Origin of the sequence: Parabacteroides faecis (assembly GCF_014647375.1) — a bacterium.
Classification (GTDB): domain Bacteria; phylum Bacteroidota; class Bacteroidia; order Bacteroidales; family Tannerellaceae; genus Parabacteroides; species Parabacteroides faecis.
Genome location: NZ_BMPB01000023.1, coordinates 32,093 through 45,306, shown reverse-complemented (window position 1 = coordinate 45,306; position 13,214 = coordinate 32,093). Strand labels below are relative to the sequence as shown.

General features: G+C 42.8%; 11 protein-coding genes. 4 read left to right on the top strand and 7 right to left on the bottom strand.

Annotation, left to right across the window (positions count from 1 at the left end; all coding sequences use genetic code 11):
* Positions 1-50 precede the first annotated feature (50 nt).
* Positions 51-833, top strand: coding sequence for a zinc-binding metallopeptidase family protein (locus IEY67_RS24800; RefSeq protein ID WP_183672530.1), 783 nt, complete (start codon positions 51-53; stop codon positions 831-833).
* Here IEY67_RS24800 and IEY67_RS24795 read toward each other — a convergent pair.
* Positions 757-1,173 carry a putative quinol monooxygenase gene (locus IEY67_RS24795; RefSeq protein ID WP_122373335.1) on the bottom strand — a complete coding sequence of 139 codons (417 nt, stop codon included), beginning with the start codon at positions 1,171-1,173 and terminating at the stop codon, positions 757-759. The genes IEY67_RS24800 and IEY67_RS24795 overlap by 77 nt on opposite strands.
* A gap of 47 nt (positions 1,174-1,220) precedes the next feature.
* Positions 1,221-1,700, bottom strand: a complete 480-nt coding sequence (locus IEY67_RS24790) for a cyclophilin-like fold protein (protein WP_183672529.1) — start codon at positions 1,698-1,700, stop codon at positions 1,221-1,223.
* A gap of 182 nt (positions 1,701-1,882) precedes the next feature.
* Here IEY67_RS24790 and IEY67_RS24785 point away from each other — a divergent pair, with 182 nt between their 5' ends.
* Positions 1,883-2,794, top strand: coding sequence for a helix-turn-helix domain-containing protein (locus IEY67_RS24785; RefSeq protein ID WP_183672528.1), 912 nt, complete (start codon positions 1,883-1,885; stop codon positions 2,792-2,794).
* Between the two features lie 4 nt (positions 2,795-2,798).
* Here the strand turns inward: IEY67_RS24785 and IEY67_RS24780 are convergent, their stop codons facing one another.
* On the bottom strand, positions 2,799-4,058 hold the full coding sequence (locus IEY67_RS24780; protein ID WP_183672527.1) for an MFS transporter: 1,260 nt from the start codon (positions 4,056-4,058) through the stop codon (positions 2,799-2,801).
* Between the two features lie 244 nt (positions 4,059-4,302).
* Here IEY67_RS24780 and IEY67_RS24775 point away from each other — a divergent pair, with 244 nt between their 5' ends.
* Together IEY67_RS24775 and IEY67_RS24770 are read left to right on the top strand one after the other, a co-directional pair.
* On the top strand, positions 4,303-5,199 hold the full coding sequence (locus tag IEY67_RS24775; protein WP_183672526.1) for a helix-turn-helix domain-containing protein: 897 nt from the start codon (positions 4,303-4,305) through the stop codon (positions 5,197-5,199).
* Positions 5,200-5,310: 111 nt separating this feature from the next.
* Positions 5,311-6,324, top strand: coding sequence for an aldo/keto reductase (locus tag IEY67_RS24770; RefSeq protein WP_183672525.1), 1,014 nt, complete (start codon positions 5,311-5,313; stop codon positions 6,322-6,324).
* Between the two features lie 148 nt (positions 6,325-6,472).
* On the opposite strand, the gene IEY67_RS24765 is transcribed toward IEY67_RS24770, so the two are convergent.
* From IEY67_RS24765 to IEY67_RS24750, 4 genes are all read right to left on the bottom strand, one after another.
* Entirely contained in the window at positions 6,473-7,120 is a 648-nt protein-coding gene (locus tag IEY67_RS24765; RefSeq protein WP_183672524.1) for a CatA-like O-acetyltransferase, read from the bottom strand.
* 38 nt (positions 7,121-7,158) lie between these two features.
* On the bottom strand, positions 7,159-11,406 hold the full coding sequence (locus IEY67_RS24760) for an acyl-CoA dehydratase activase-related protein (protein WP_183672523.1): 4,248 nt from the start codon (positions 11,404-11,406) through the stop codon (positions 7,159-7,161).
* Between the two features lie 93 nt (positions 11,407-11,499).
* Positions 11,500-12,117 (bottom strand): TetR/AcrR family transcriptional regulator, encoded by a 618-nt coding sequence (locus IEY67_RS24755; protein ID WP_122373343.1) that lies wholly within the window; start codon positions 12,115-12,117, stop codon positions 11,500-11,502.
* Positions 12,118-12,291: 174 nt separating this feature from the next.
* The gene (locus tag IEY67_RS24750; protein WP_183672522.1) at positions 12,292-13,209 is read right to left on the bottom strand and encodes a cation diffusion facilitator family transporter; all 918 of its coding nucleotides are present in this window, start codon (positions 13,207-13,209) and stop codon (positions 12,292-12,294) included.
* Positions 13,210-13,214 lie beyond the last annotated feature (5 nt).

Genomic DNA, 13,214 nt, shown 5'->3' with positions numbered 1-13,214 from the left:
TCTTAAAAAAACTTCCTACTTTTGTATTCGAAAAACATTCCATAATATTCATGCAACATAACTCTCTATCATATCCCACCCTGCTCCAACGTCTCACCATCGACAGCAAAGATGATGGGAATAAATTTACGATCTGCAACCGGGTAGATGAAATAAAAAGACTGCTGGAATCAAGTAATTACCGGTTAATTCACGAAGGACCTCTTTCACTTATCTATGCCCGGCAAACAGATCCGGCCGAATGGAACACACTTATATCTTCTCATATCGATTGTGTCTATCAGAATTGCTTTATGGAAGAGGCCGGTGATTGTTGGAAAGGGACTTTCGACAACAGTGCGACTAATGCCGTAATCATCGACCTGATGCTGCGTGATGAACTGAATAACGATGTAGTTATAGCATTTACCGGGGATGAAGAAATCCATTCGGGTGGCGCCGTCGAAGTGATGAATGTGTTGCACAAAGACAAAGTTCACCTCGCCCTCGGCATCATACTGGACGTAACCGAAGAGGGATGGGAAGACGAAGCGGGCTTTTCCATAGAGAATGACCGCGGATTCGATATACTGACAGGTTATCATATCATTCAACTACTCCAGTCTTCAGAACAACCTTGCACGCTGGTTCATCAAGCCGAACCGGATGAAACCTGGGATTACGGCAAAGGTATTGAAGGCACTTTTCCTCCTCTCCCTTGTCTTAGTCTTTGCCTACCGGCTTCAGGGGAACTTCATGGAGAAAAAGGAGTCCTGATCAGAAAGGCCTCGGTCGAACCGTATTCACGGCTGTTGAAGGAGATTTCATCTTTAACCCGGGAATCAACGGAGTAGTATCGATCAGTTCCAGATGTTTTACCATATCGAGCGTTCCCTGTTTGTATTTCTGGAAATGAGGAGTTTCGATGTGGCTTTTATAGGCAGTTTCATCCGCATAGATTTCAAGTATAGTCACCTCATTCGGATGATCCTTTTCAGCCATTGCATAAAGTAGCAGTACACCCGGTTCCAACCGCATGGAGGCTTCTATCTCTTCTTTCAGATAAGCATTATATTCAGCCAACCGTTCCGGATCGACTGTAATTTTCGACAGACGTACCATATTTTCAGTTTCTTGTGCGATCACCGGAATAATCACAGCTGTTAGTAATAAAATGATTAGTAACTTCTTCATTTGCTTTATTTATTTTGTTTCTTATATTAAACCAAACTTCACTGGTTTTATTGTCTTTCAAATTTTACCGCTATATCACCCGCCACATTCAAAACCCCGATACCATCACCGTCGATACGACCGATCTTAATCAGATCGTTGCTTCGCGACCAGTTTTTACAGAAAATAGCGACATTGCCCCATGGTACATAAATTGTAATATCACCGAGTACGGGTGAGCAGCCCCGTGTCACACCAACCGTCGTCAGCGCAGGCGACGGATAAAAAATCTTTTCAGTAATATTGTTATAATCATTCAGAGTCACCTCCAAAGGTAAACGCGAGAGGAAATCCCGTGCAGCAGCATTGTCTTCCATCGTAGCCGTAATCGTCCGGCTCCCGACTGTAATATTTAGTTTCATAGATGTTGTAGGAGTTTCAGGTTGTTCAGGTGTTTCAGGCATCACCGGATCATCGTCCGATCCCCCGCAGGCAGCCATCGACATAACGGTCAATAGCATCAATGGAATTAATAAAAACTTTTTCATATTACTACTATTTATCAGATTATCTTTGTTTTAATTATTCTGATACAAAAATAGAGTCTCAGAAACACCGGGACTTTATACATTTTACTGATAATTGTACCCTAATCATGGATTCTGAAACAACGATAGAAATCGTATGAAGAAAAGAACTACATTTGTAATGTATAAAAACATAAAGCGATATGGAAGAGATCAATAAAGATGAAATTATCGAACTAGACAGCGTAGATCGTTACAACAAAATCTTCGGACTTGAAACCCAGCATCCTTTGGTGAGTGTCGTCGATTTGACCCAGTCCACACAATGGCCTGAAAGAGCCTGGTTCCGATATGGGGTGTATGCACTATTCCTGAAAGATGTCAAATGCGGTAACATCAAATATGGTCGTCAATATTATGACTATCAGGATGGAACTATCGTCTGCTTCGCTCCGGGACAGGTTACTGACCTGGAAATGCTACCGAACATACAGCCTCATGCACACGGTATTCTCTTTCATCCTGACCTGATACATGGAACCGCCCTCGGTCAGGAAATCAGTAACTACTCTTTCTTCTCTTACGAGACCAACGAGGCACTCCATCTTTCCGAAGAAGAGCGGCAAACTGTCATGGACTGCTTACAGAATATTTCAAACGAACTGAAACATGCCATCGATAAACACAGTCGTCGGCTGATCTGTGCCAATATCGGATTATTACTCGACTACTGTATGCGTTACTATGAACGTCAGTTCCAAACACGGGGTGAGGTAAATAATGACATCATCGTCCGCTTCGAACAGTTACTGAATGATTACTTCGAGGGAGACGCACCGCAAAAAGAGGGATTGCCATCCGTGAAATATTTCGCCGACAAAGTCTTCCTTTCCCCCAACTATTTTGGCGATATGATACGTAAACAAACAGGACGTACCGCCTCTGAGTATATACAGGACCGAGTAATAGGAGTGGCAAAGGAAAAACTACTCTCATCCGACAAAACGATGAGCGAAATAGCCTACGACCTCGGCTTTCAGTATCCTCAACATCTCAGCCGCATGTTTAAACGGGTAGTTGGAATAACTCCCAATGAATATCGGATGCAGAACTGAGCACTCAAATATCTTTACCATATGTTTCCCGTATCCGGAATGCACTATATACAGCAAACAATGAGATAACCAGCAATACACCGAACGAAAGCAAATAAGAATCGCGGCCATATATCTGCACGCCGTCGATATGTTCCGGCTCAAACCTGTCCATCAGGAAACCGACAACATTACCTAAAGCTGCAATCACCATATATGCAATAAAAGTGTATAAACTCAGTGCCACACCCCAGATATCCGAATAATTCGTTTCTTTGATAAGCGCAACTATTATTGGAGATATATTAGCAGCAAATGCCATCAGCACGAAACTTCCACCGGTAAGCCATGGACTATGTATTCCAAAAGCGATAGCCAAAACAAGCAATAGAAAAGACAGCGCCGTACCGATTCCGGAAAAAAGCATGAATATCCGTCGACGATCGCCCAACAAACGATTCAACCCCGGAGCCAACAGACTATTGGCCGCACCTATTATCATAAGAACAGTCAGTACCCATCCTGCCCCTTCTGCACTCATCCCCGAATAGTCTTCCAGAAACTTCTTCCCAATCATACTTTGCACCACAAAATAGAGCCCGAACGTAAATGAACCACAGACAATCACATATATATTATGTTGCTTTTTCAACACATCCAGAAAACGACGAAAGTCGAAGCGGGCACTCTGGGCAACAACAGGCATCGGAAGAGAAACCTTCGTCAAAAGAAATCCGGCATAAGCCACACCCGAAACGATCCCGGCCAGGATCAACGTCGATTGCCATCCCCACGCTTGTACACCTGCTATAAAAGGAGCATTTCCTGCCACACCACCCAAATAACCAAGTACCATCACAAAACCAAGCATCAAAGCAAAATTACCGGGAAAGATACGGTTCGTCTCTTTGGTTATACTCAGATAGACACTGGCAGACCCCATTCCTACCATGATACGTGCAGCATAGAGCATCCACAACGAAGGAGCTAATGCCGAAAGGATACTGCCTACGACCAAAAGTAATCCGCCCCACGCCATCACACGCACCCCGCTGAAGCGATCGACAAACAAACCGACAAACAGCTGGCTGAAAGCATACGTATACATAAATATAGCACCTAACCCCGTTACACTACTTGCTGCAGTAGAAAAATGCTGTTGGATCTCATTAAAGGTCGCCCCCGGTATAACCACTTTTTGCAGGTTTGCAAAGAAGTAGAGCAATACGGCAAAGCCCCACAACAACCACAATCTGAATTTTGAATCTGTCAATGTCTTATTCATTAGTATATCAAGTTATAATTTATACTTAAAAAGAACTTTTTTCATGCTACAAACATACGCCCATTATTCCTCCACGACCATACACAGATTACAGGTTCATCTACCAATATCACTTTTTTAATTACTGACACACAGACAGTAAACACAAATCACTGTTTCTTATACCAATATTACATATTTAAGATTTCACCAGTATCTACGTACCGGAAAACTGTTATTTTTGTGACAGATAAAAACGAAGACAATGGATAAGATTTTAGAACTGGAAACGATTCACGACTATCACTCCTTTATCGGATACGAAACGTTGCACCCGCTGATCAGCGTTATCGATTTCTCGAAAGTGAAACCACTGAGACATGCCCGCAAACGATACGGCTTTTATGCCGTTGTATTGAAAGATGTCAAATGCGGGGATGTGCGCTACGGTAAGAATTACTATGATTATCAGGAGGGAACCCTGGTCTTTCTCTCCCCGGGCCAGATTGTCGGGAACGAGGATACCGGGGAAACTTACCAGATGAAAGGCTGGGCATTGTTATTTCACCCGGACTTATTATGGAAAACATCTCTCGGACAGAAAATGCGTGAATATACATTTTTCTCTTATGAAGCAAATGAGTCGCTCCATATATCGGAACGTGAACGACAAACATTCCTGAACTGCCTGAACGAAATACAAGAGGAACTGGAACGCTCCATCGACAAACACAGTAAATCCATCATCACAGCCAGTATCGAAGTTTTACTCAATTACTCGATGCGTTTTTATGATCGCCAGTTTGTCACCCGTGAAAAGGTAAACCATGATATACTGACCCGTTTTGAAATGTTACTGAATGACTATTTTGAATCGGATAAGCCGGAAACAATCGGGTTGCCATCCGTACAATATTGTGCTGATAATTTACATCTCTCCGCCAACTATTTCGGAGATCTGATCAAAAAAGAAACCGGAAAGTCTGCACAGGAACACATACAGTCGACCGTGATTAACCTGGCAAAAGCAAAGCTACACGATCCGGAGAAAACGATTAATGAAATAGCGTATGAAATGGGATTCAAATATCCGCATCACTTCAGCCGGTTATTTAAGAAAATGACAGGAATGGCCCCCACCGATTACCGGCAAATGAGTTAAACTGTAATATTGGTTTACTAATCCGTAATCTGTGTATTTACATACGCTAAGTTTAGCTTTACCTTTGTTATATATAAATAAGAGTTCATAAATAACAAAGGAAACAGAATCATGAAGTACAGAGAATTAGGAAGCAGCGGATTGAAAGTATCCGCCATCGGTTTAGGTTGCATGGGAATGAGTCATGCTTATGGAACAGTTCCCGATAGGAAAGAGATGACAGAGCTATTGGCTCAGGCAATAGACTTAGGATATACCTTTTTCGATACCGCCGAGTCATACGGGACACCGGATAATCCGCACGATAATGAAGAGTTATTAGGAGACGCTTTAAAATCTTTCCGGAATAAAATAGTAATTGCCACTAAATTCGGTATCCGTTTCGACACGGAAAGCGGCAAAGTCCCCTACCCGCTTATTACAGACTCACGCCCTGAAACAATCCGAAAATCAGTAGAAGGTTCCCTCCGCCGCTTACAAACTGATCGTATCGACCTCTATTACCAGCACCGTATTGACCCTGGCATCGCTCCGGAAGAAGTGGCAGGTACCATGCAGGACTTGATCAATGAAGGCAAAATCATCCATTGGGGTATTTCCGAAGCAACAGAAAATGTCATCAGGCGTGCGCATAGCGTCTGTCCGCTAACAGCTGTGGAAAACCGTTATTCGATGATGGCACGTCATTATGAAGCCCTGTTTCCGGTTTTGGAAGAGCTTGGCATCGGATTCGTTCCTTTCTCACCACTTGCCAACGGACTGCTTTCCGACAGATACAATCAGGATTCCAGGTTTGAACCGGGTACGGATTATCGCAGTTCCATGCCACAATTCAGACCCGAAAGTTTTGCAGCCAATCAACAACTGTTAGACATGATAAGAAATCTTGCTGAAACAAAAAGCGCTACACCGGCCCAGATATCACTTGCCTGGATGCTTTGCAAGAAACCCTGGATCGCTCCTATACCCGGAACACGCCAACTGAGCCGTTTACAAGAGAATGCCGGTGCATCCGATATTATACTGACAGCGGAAGAAGTGAAACAAATAGACGATACGCTCGGCAGAATAAATATGTCTGAAGTTTTTGGAGGAACAAAAATAAAAGCGAATGAAAATCTTTGACTATTTCCCAGTCGCCCTTATTTTGAAAGTCTGAAGATAAATCGAGTAGAAAAGCATCTACACAAAACCATAACCATTTGAACGAATGCAAATTAAATATCAGTCTTTATTCAGGTCTTTATAATTATTCAAGTAATCACTCTTTTGATCAAAAACTCCGTGCTATCTCCTGAATATCATTTATAAGTTTGCAAGTGTGATATCCGTCGGCCACCGCATGGCTCACAAAGACGGAAACGGGAAGCAGGATTTTCCCATTCTCTTCAAAATATTTCCCGAATTTAATGAGAGGAAACAAGAAAGAACTTTCCGTATATGTGTCCTGCGCAAAACTTGTGAAACTTAGCCAGGGCAAACAAGATACCGAACAAAAATTCTTCGGTTGTCCGGGACGGGCCTTTATCACTCCTGTTATATCCTTATACTTCTGCATATCCTCTGAAACGGTCTTATAGAATACGTCAAAGTCAGCATTGTATTCACTCCATATATCTGTAAATGTTTTATCCGCATCATGGAAAATAGTATAACATGGAACAACCTCGTCCCAATAACCTAATTCTCCTTTTTCGTTAAAGCTCATACGAAATTCTTTGTTCTGATTGACAGCCCTCATAATAACGTATAACATTGTGGGAAAGAATTTTATATTCTTTCCCTTTTGCTTTGTTACAAGATTGGTAATATCAAGATTGGCATTTAGATTATACTTGCACTTTATTTGTGAATAGTAATAATCAAAATGAACGCTCCTTTCCCAACTTGTTTTGTCTATAACATGAAAAACAGGTTCCATATCTGAAATTTTATAATTCTGTATTACTTATATCGCCCTCAATCATTAATCAGGAAATGTAACCTGTTCTGTAAATTCACCTCCGCCATGCCGCCATCAACATCCAGATACAGCAGGTTCATCTCCGGATAGAACTTCCTCAACCGTTTCTCGATACCTTTCGCTACAATATGATTGGCAATGCAACCGAACGGCTGAATACAGACAACCCTCTTTATCCCCTGACGGGCATAGCTGGCCACCTCTCCGGCTATCAACCAACCTTCACCGAACTGATTGGACAAATCCAATATCTCCGAAGCATATTTTGCCTTTACATATATTGATTTGGACGGCACATGAAAACGATAACTCTTCACGATTCCTTCCACCTTCCTGATCTTGTCATTCATATATTTCCAGAATATAGGACTCAGGCAATGCTTAAAGAGATTATCCTTCTGCAAACCATTCTTTACGTTGGCCTGGGAATTTACGAAATACTGCATCACGAAATCGATGATAGGAGGCGTGACCACTTCCATATTCCGGGAACGAAGCCATTCGGTGATATGAGCCTGTCCGTAATTATTGTATTTCACATAGATCTCCCCTACCAAGCCGATCTTCGTAAACTCACGGTCGTAGATGTCAACTCCGTTAAAGTCGGCCACAGCCTGTTCCAACAAGGAAAGCAACGCTTTATGATCGTTCCTGCGGATTGCCTCCACTCCCCTCTCAATATAGAAATCAAACAGATGCTGCGTCTCCCCTTTCTTCTTTTCCCGGATGATCGTACTGCTATACATCTGCTGCAATGCATCCGCATAAAGAAGCATATAAACGACAATATCCATCAATTTAAGAACCGGCAGTTTAAACGCCTTCTGATCATTCTGGAAAACCTCTCCGGCAGCAAACACCAACACCGGAATATTGGAAAATCCCGCGTTCATCAAACCTGATTTGATCTGTGCCAGATAGTTCGTAGCCCGGCACTGACCGCCTGTTTGCGTAATGGCAACCACAACATCATCCAGGTCATATTCACCCGATTGCAATGCCGTGATAATATCTCCCAAAATCAATGTGGAAGGATAGCAGACTTCATTATGCCCGTAGACAAGTCCGGCCTCCGCTGAGACCGTATTGGTCTTAGGCAAATTGACGATCTTATAACCTGCCAGTTCTCCGAGAGCCGGAATGAAAGGCGAGATAAAATCGGCAAACCAGGGAGCGAGTATCGTCTTTTGCCTGTCCTCTTTCTTATAGGCAACGTCATAGCCCTGGAATGTCTTCGTTCCTGTTACCGGATCAGGTATTATCACCTTCAAAGACTCGATCAGGGAACGCATACGCAACCGGACAGAACCCGGACTGGCTATTTCGTCGATACGTAAGATCGTATGGTTCTTGCCTGCTTGCTTCAATATTTCCCCGGTTTCATCCATAAAGAAAGAGTCGGGACCACAGCCAAAAGAGTTCAGTTGCACCAATTGCACGTTCTGAGGAAGTTTGGCGACTTCCATGGCAGCTTGTACGACCCGGTTAGGGTAAGACCATTGCGAGACTATATTCAGTTTACCGAACCCTTTACTTTCCTTATGACGGAAAATATCGTCGGTGAACACATATACTCCCATATCCGAAAGGATTTGCCCTACCTTCTGATGGATCAGCGGGTCTGTATGATAAGGTCTGCCCACTACCACGAATACCAACTTATTCTCTCTGACCGCCTGGTCGAACAAAGCTTTTTGTTTATCCCGCAAAGCATCTTTCGTCTCATTGCGCTCTTTCAGCGCTTTCACAAAGGCTTTTCTAAAAACAACCTCCGATACGCCCAAAGAAGAGAGATAAGTAAAACAGGCTTTCTCCAGTGCTTTGTCATTACTAAAAGTAACGACAGGTTTGTCGAACGGAATACCGAACTTTTCCTCCGGTTCCATAGAACTCCGGATCACATCCGGATAACCGCTCACGACCGGGCAATTGTATGAATTGACCGACGAATCGAACTCTTTTTCTTCCTTCACGATCATCGGATAGAAAATACGGTCGACCTTTTGCTCTGCCAATGCCAGGATATGCCCGTGCACCAACTTGGCCGGAAAACAGATGTTGTCAGACATCACACTTCCGACTCCTTTCTGGTAAAGAGCCGTTGTAGACTCGGGAGACAATACCACTTCCAAATCACATTCGGTAAGCAAGGTATGCCAGAAAGGATAATTCTCAAACATATTCAGCACCCGCGGAATACCGATCCGTAAACCGGATACAGACGTCTGCTTTTCGCTACTACGGGCAAAAAGGATCTCATTCTTTCTGTCAAAAGCGTTATAGCCTTTCTCCGCAGCCGTGGTTTTGCTAAAAAACACTTTCTCGCATTTATTTCCTGCATAACAAATATTCCCGTTATCAAACCGGAAACGAAGGATCGAACATTTGTTCGTACATCCTTTACATTGCAATTCTTTTGTATCCACCGTATTTACATCCGGCAATACTTCCTCTCCGGTAAACAGCGTCTGCTTCTTATCAGCCTGCCACATCTTCCGGGCATATAAAGCAGCTCCTAACGCTCCCATCAATTCGGGATAGTCGGTGGTACTGACCGATTTGCCAGACAGGAGTTCGAGTGCACGGTAAACAGCATCGTTGCGGAACGTTCCGCCCTGCACCACGATATGTTCTCCCAAAAGGTTGAGGTTCGTGATTTTCAGCACCTTGAACAGACAGTTCTTGATGACCGAATAAGCCAAACCGGCTGCAATATCACCTAATGCCGCATTTTCACGCAATGACTGTTTCACCTTCGAATTCATAAAAACAGTACAGCGTGATCCCAGGTCACTAGGATATTCTGCCAGGCAGGCTGCTTTCGTGAACTCGGAAAGCCCCATATTCATGGTTGCCGCAAAGTTCTGAAGGAAAGAGCCGCAACCGGATGAACATGCTTCATTCAGTTCGATATTCGATATGACTCCGTTGCGGGTGAATATGGATTTCATATCCTGTCCGCCGATATCCAGTACGAAGGAGACTTCCGGGTCTACATATTGTGCACCGGATAAATGCGCCATCGTTTCCACGATCCCGTAATCGAGATTTAATGCCGACTTGATCAGGTCTTCCCCGTAACCTGTCGCCGCAGATGAGATAAAACGGAATGTAACTCCTTTGTTTTTGGCTTCCTGATAAAATCCGTTCAGTCCCTCGATCACCTTCCTCAGGGAATTTCCCTGGTTGGTGCCATAGAACGTATAAACGATATCACCGTCCGTATCCATAATTAGTATCTTGGTCGTCGTGGAACCGGAGTCAATACCCAGAAAGCATTCGATATTTTTCTTCGAACCGAGTTCTGCCCGCTTTAAAGGTTTTATCTTCCGGTTCTCTTTCCAGGACTGATATTCCTCTTCATTCGCGAATAAAGCAGGCAATACATCTTTCCGTTTATGATCCTTTATTCCCAACTTTTGTATCAGCAAGGATATGTCTTCGATTGTCTCTCCCTCCCGGTTATAAAGGGCTGTTCCCCATGCCGGAAAATACTCACTGTTTGCCGGGACGATCAGATCTGCTTCATCCAGGTTCAGTAGTTCGACAAAAGAGTCTCTTAATGCAGGGATAAACGTCAGCGGACCGCCTATACAAAGTATCTTCGGTTGTATATCACATCCCCGAGCAAGCGTAGTCACACTTTGCACGGCGACAGTCCGCAAGATCGACATGGATATATCGGGAACCGGCACGTTGCGAGAGATAAGGTTTTGTACATCCGTTTTCGCAAATACACCACAACGGGAAGCTACCGGGTATAACTTTTCATACTTCAGTGCCTGACGCCCCAGTTCTTCGACAGGAATATTCATCAGGTCGGCCATCTGGTCGATAAAAGCTCCCGTTCCACCGGCACAGCTTCCGTTCATACGGATATCCGGCTGTCTTCCATCTTTAAAGAATACCATTTTGGCATCTTCACCACCCAGATCTATCAGCGTATGTGTGTCCGGATATTCTTTATCTACTACTTCTATAGATGCAACGACTTCCTGAACAAAAGGAATCCCTGTTCGTTCGGATATCCCCATGCCAGCCGATCCCGTAATGGCTATCGTAAACCGGCAATCAGGGAATCGGGAAGTGACAGTATTCAGTTCTTCAACAAATAAGGTATTAAAATCAGCCTTATGACGTCTGTAAACTTTGTAAATGATTTCATTCCGGTCATTCAAAACAACAACTTTCAATGTAGTGGAACCGACATCGATCCCGATACTACAAATAGTATTTGGTTTCATATTAAAACGATTATAATAAATCTATACGACAATCTTAATTGAGGGCTAAATATTAGTGGTTACCCTGGTATTATATATGTAGCGAGTAAAAACTTATGGTTTCAACCCGCTAAAGATCAAATCAATCACACGTTTCTTATGTTCTGCCAGGATTTCATTATATTCAGTTTCCGAACGGTCTGCAATCCTGATGGCCAATCCTTTGAACATAAACGGAAATACACATAGGGATAAGATATTTAATCCTAAGTCTATCACCGGAATATCCTTTATCGTTCCCTTTTTCACTTCTTCAGCCATCCTTTCAGACAATCTTGTAAATATAGCCAAAGGATTACGTTCCACCAGTTTCTTGATCAGGGTATCAGGACTCTGGTTGACTTCATTCAAGATAAAAATAGGTATCTGAGGATATTCGGACAATATTTCATAATAGGTAGTTATCCATGCTTCTACCATATCGTAGAATGGCATATCCGATGTCAAAGTTGCGGAAACACGTTTAAAGAGAATATCAAATGCCTCATCAAATATTATTTCGAAAAGATTATACTTCGACTCAAAATAATAATTGATGTGGGCTACATTAGTGCCTGAAGCTGCTGCTATATCGCGAACACTGGTTCCCGTATAGCCATTCTTAATAAATAAGTCACGGGCTACATCCAGTATCCGGTCACTTACATCCGATGTCGAATTCTTTTTTACCATACTATGTTTAAACGATTGTTTAAGCAAACTTAAACGATCGTTTAAACATGGCAAAACATTTACTGTTAATAATTATCAACGAGAAAACAGCTGGTATCTGACTGAGACTCTAAATATTAGCTATCCGCTTTGATTATTACAGTTTTCTTGACTTATACCGACACCGATTTTTTTCTATTTCACCATGTCTCTATCGATACCAAATTTCTCATCCGTTTGGCATTTTCCGGCAGGCTCCACATGGACTAAAATATCATATATATTATCTATCGAGTCTTCTATACTCTTCTCTACTTCATCGGCAATCTCATGGGCACGCATCAAAGTCATTTGCGGGTCTACTTCTATATCGAGCGTGATCAGATACAGATTACCAACCATTCTCGACCGGACACGATGCGGATTACCTGCACCGGGAACTTTCTCTACAGCTTCAAATATCTTATTATATACGTTGACATCTTTCACCCCATCCATCAGTTCAACATTGGAATCCATAAAGATACCGATAGACGATTTGATGATAAAGAGGCTGATCACCAACCCCGTGATTGAGTCGAGTATAGGCAACTTAAATATAAAAGTAAATATCAATCCAAACAGGACACCACATGAAATAACCACATCATTACGCATATTGACAGCATTCGCGATCAGCATGGAACTGTTTATTTTCTTTCCTTGTTTATATTGGTAAGTAGACAACAAAAGTTTACCGATAATAGAAAAGACCGTAACATAGATGGCAATAGCCGATGGAATCTCTTTCGTCTCGTTCGAAAAGATACTTTCAACCGACGACACTAACATCTGTGCGCCTGCATAAAAGATCACTAACGAAAGCACCTTAGTGGCAATACTCTCCGCTTTCTCATAACCAAACACATACTTCTTGGAAGGTGGCTTGTTCATCAAACGTGCCGTAAAGATCATGACAACAGATATAACCACATCGGTTGCCGAATCAATACCATCCCCAATTACAGCCAAACTCCCCGCCAACAAGCCGACAACAATTTTAGATACAGACAGTATCGCGTTGCCTATCGTACTTACCCATGAAGTTCTTATCAAGATTTTCTCCCGTGACATACGTA